Below are 3492 nucleotides of genomic sequence, written 5' to 3' on the forward strand. Positions count from 1 at the left end.
GCTCGGTGCGCCGCCAGGCCCCCGCGTACTCGGGGTCGAGGCTCCACGAGGGGTAGTGCGGCATCCCGGCGAGCACGTGCGTCTCGTGACCGGACGCGGCCCAGTGCTCGGCTATCTGTGTCGCGTACGGGCCTATCCCGGCGTGCTCGGGCGCGTAGTTGGTGGACACCATCAGCAGGGTGCGTCGCCCCGCCGTGTCCCCGGTCTGGTCATGTGCGCTCACGCAGCGCTCCCCTTCCCCCAGCATTTCGCTGCAATCCCCCGGGTGTTCGCGCAGGTACGGACCCTCTCGGTCCCCCGGGCGAAGCTTTCCTAGCCTAAACGTTCGCTCACGCCGACGTGAACGCGCACGCTATCGTCGGAGCCGCACCGCGCGAACGGTGCGAACGAGACCAGGGGGGTTTCTTTCATGACGGAGCACAGACCGTATCGAGTCGGTTATGCCCCGGGTGCTTACGATCTCTTTCACATCGGACACCTCAACATCCTTCGGCACGCGCGGAGTCGCTGCGACTACCTCGTCGCGGGCGTCGTCTCGGACGAGATGGTGGAGCGGGCCAAGGGCCGCCGCCCCATGATCCCGCTGGTGGAGCGCCTGGAGATCGTGCGCAGCGTCAAGTACGTGGACGCCGCCTTCGTGGAGACGGTGCCGGACAAGGTGGAGACCTGGAAGCAGGTGCGTTTCGACGTGCTCTTCAAGGGAGACGACTGGCGCGGCACCCCGAAGGGCGACCGGCTGGAGAGCGATTTCGCGGCGGTCGGCGTGGACATCGTGTACTTCCCGTACACCGTCCACACGTCCAGCACGCAGCTGCGGCGCGCGCTGGACGTGCTCACGGGGGACGCTCAGCCGGCCGGGCCGCTCGGGGCCGAACTGCGCTGAGCCCCCTGGGCGGCGAGTTCCCTGAACCACTTGACGAGGAACGCGAGCAGGAAGAGCACGGCGGCGAGCCCGAGAGCCGCGTAGGCCCAGCGGAACCCGCTTCCCGTGCCGAGGAAGAGGAAGACCAGGCAGAAGATGCCGTGGTCCACGGGCAGCAGCGCGATCGCGCGGAGCGTCGAGGGGGCGGCGGGGGGCGTCCCCGGCGCGGGGCGCGGGGTCAGCTTCTCGGTGAGCAGCCCGCCGAAGAAGGTGACGACGGCGGCGAACTGGAAGACGAGCGGGAGCAGCAGCCAGGCGTCCTCGCCGTCGATGCCGTAGGCGCCCGGGTGCCGGTAGAAGGAGAGGAGCACCGCCACGTGCAGGGCGGTGATCTTCGCGCAGTCCACGACGTGGTCGAGCCATTCCCCGGCCGGGCCGCCGCCACCGCGCAGCCGGGCGAGCTGCCCGTCCGCCGAGTCGAAGGCGAAACCGATCGCGAGGCCCAGCCACACGAGGATGCCGAGGCCCGCCGACGGGCTGCCGATCGCGAGGCCGACGACGGCGGCGAAACTGAAGAGCGCGCTGATCACCGTCACCTGGTTCGGGGTCAGGCGCAGCGCGTGGGCGCAGGCGGCGAGGACGCGCCCCGCCGGGCGGTTGGCGAAGCGGGAGTAGAGCGATACGCCTTTCGAGGACTTCTGCGCGGTTCTCAGCTCGCGGAGCGCGGTGTTGATCGTTCCCATGGCCCCCCCGGGTCATTTTTCGTGCATGTGCCGGTCAATGATGTCAGGCCCCCCGCGCGGCCCGGCTGCCGGGCCGCGTGCGGTCCCCGGGGGCTCAGCCCGTCGGCAGGCGGCGACGCCAGTCGAGCGGGGTCACCTCGATCGCCCGCTCCGGGCTCCCGTCCCACGCGGCCGCAAGGCCGGCGGCGGTGAGCGCCGCGACGACCTCGTGGCCGATGGCGGCCGTCGTCCGCTCCGTGTCGTCGAACCCGCCGTAGTACAGGCGCAGTCCGCCACCGCGCACGGCGTCCTCCGTGTTCTGCTGGTGGAAGAAGACGAAGCCCCGGGCCGCGTCCGCCCCGGCCTCGGCGCCGATCTCGCCGAGACCGCAGGAGCGGCAGCAGGTGAAGTCCTCGCGGGCCACGACGCCCGCCGCTTCGAGCGCGGCGAAGGCGCGCGCGAGGCGTTCTGGATCGGTCTCGCCGTGCCATGCCGCCTGGGCGGCGACGCGCTCGCGCCACAGCCGGTCCACGAGGGCGCGGGCCTGTCCGGCGCTCACGGGGCGGCGGTCCGCGGTGACGAAGTACTCCTCGGCGAGTTCGGCGAGGTCGTCCCGGTCGCGGTAGCCGCCGTGCAGGGCGACGCGGACGGCGCCCTCCAGCTCGGCGCGCTCCTCGGCGGAGAGGACGGCGGCGAGCGGATCGGCGTCCGGACCGTCCGTGCCGTGCGGACCGTCCGTGTCTCCCTGACCGTCCGTGCCCTGCGGACCGTCCGTGTCATCGGTGTCGTCCGGGCCCGCGAGGTCGAGCGGGCTCCACGTGAGGGCGGCGTCCCAGCCGGGGGTGCGGCGGGCCCAGCCGGTGAGGGCCGCGACGACCGCCTCCGCGTCCCGGGTGGACGCCTGGAAGTGCCGCGCGGCGGAGCCGTCCCGGTACTCCACCTGGTAGGGCCCCTCCCCCTCGTGCCACACCTGGGCGTAGAAGTCCGGCTCGTCCGGGACCCGTTCGAGCACGAGGAAGCGGTCCTTGCGCCCCCCGATGCCCCGTACCAGCTCCCCGAGCCGCTGGGCCGGCACCCGCTCGTGGCACGCCCCCGGCTCCGTCCTGATCACGATCGCAAGCATGGACGGACTCTCGCACGCGCCACTGACAACGCCTCCCGCTCCCAGTCCAGTGCCCCGCGCGTGCCCCTCGCCTCCTCACTCCGCCCCGCGCGCCGCCCATGCCGCCCACAGCCGGGCGTACGTGCCCCCGGCCGCGAGGAGCCCGGCGTGGGTGCCCTCCTCCACGACGCGGCCCGCCTCCAGGACCACGACGCGGTCGGCGCGGGCCGCCTGGCCGAGGCGGTGGGCGACGACGAGCGCCGTGCGGCCCCGTGTCACCTCCTCCGCCGCCTTCTCCAGGCCGCGCGCCCCCTCGCTCCCGGCCTCGGCCGCCGCCTCGTCCAGCACGACGACCGGCGGATCGGCCAGGACCAGGCGTGCGAGGGCGAGTTGCTGCGCCTGGAGCGGGGTGAGCGCGAGGCCGCCCGCGCCGACGACGGTCGCGAGCCCTTCGGGCAGCGCGCGGGCCCAGCCCGCCGCGCCCACGGCCGCGAGCGCGGCGGTGAGACCGGCCGGTGCGGCGTCGGGCCGGGCGAGCAGGAGGTTGTCGGCGAGGGTGCCGGCGAAGACGTGCGTGTCCTGGTCGACCAGGAGGACGGGCGGCCCCTCCCCCGTCCCGGCCCGTACGGTGACGGCTCCCGCGGTGGGCGCGTGGACCCCGGCGACGATGCGGGCCAGGGTGCTCTTGCCCGCGCCGCTCGCCCCGACGAGCGTGACGTGCTCGCCGGGCGCGAGCCGCAGGTCCACACCGTGCAGGACGGGATGCCCCGGGCGGTAGTCGTGCCGGATACCGAGTGCGGAGACGG

At 73.9% G+C, this 3492-nt stretch carries 4 protein-coding genes and 1 pseudogene; 1 reads left to right on the forward strand and 4 read right to left on the reverse strand.

All coding sequences use genetic code 11. The annotated features are described in order from the left end of the window. Positions 1–172 (reverse strand): annotated as a pseudogene (locus SSBG_RS02230) (glycosyltransferase WbuB); the annotation flags it as partial. Positions 173–409: 237 nt separating this feature from the next. Between SSBG_RS02230 and SSBG_RS02235 the strand changes: the two are divergent. Then, a complete protein-coding gene (locus tag SSBG_RS02235) occupies positions 410–883 on the forward strand; it encodes an adenylyltransferase/cytidyltransferase family protein (protein WP_008744612.1) in 474 nt (157 codons plus the stop codon). Here the strand turns inward: SSBG_RS02235 and SSBG_RS02240 are convergent. The 3 genes from SSBG_RS02240 to SSBG_RS02250 form a co-directional block, all read right to left on the reverse strand. Then, positions 847–1605 (reverse strand): CDP-alcohol phosphatidyltransferase family protein, encoded by a 759-nt coding sequence (locus tag SSBG_RS02240; RefSeq protein ID WP_008744613.1) that lies wholly within the window; start codon positions 1603–1605, stop codon positions 847–849. The two genes, SSBG_RS02235 and SSBG_RS02240, sit on opposite strands and share 37 nt — an antisense overlap. A gap of 94 nt (positions 1606–1699) precedes the next feature. Continuing rightward, positions 1700–2707, reverse strand: coding sequence for a DUF6891 domain-containing protein (locus tag SSBG_RS02245; RefSeq protein WP_008744614.1), 1008 nt, complete (start codon positions 2705–2707; stop codon positions 1700–1702). A 75-nt stretch (positions 2708–2782) separates the two neighbouring features. After that, a partial coding sequence (locus SSBG_RS02250; protein ID WP_037868741.1) for an ATP-binding cassette domain-containing protein occupies positions 2783–3492 on the reverse strand: 710 nt, incomplete at its 5' end.

Source organism: Streptomyces sp. SPB074 (assembly GCF_000154905.1).
In the GTDB taxonomy this organism is placed as follows: domain Bacteria; phylum Actinomycetota; class Actinomycetes; order Streptomycetales; family Streptomycetaceae; genus Streptomyces.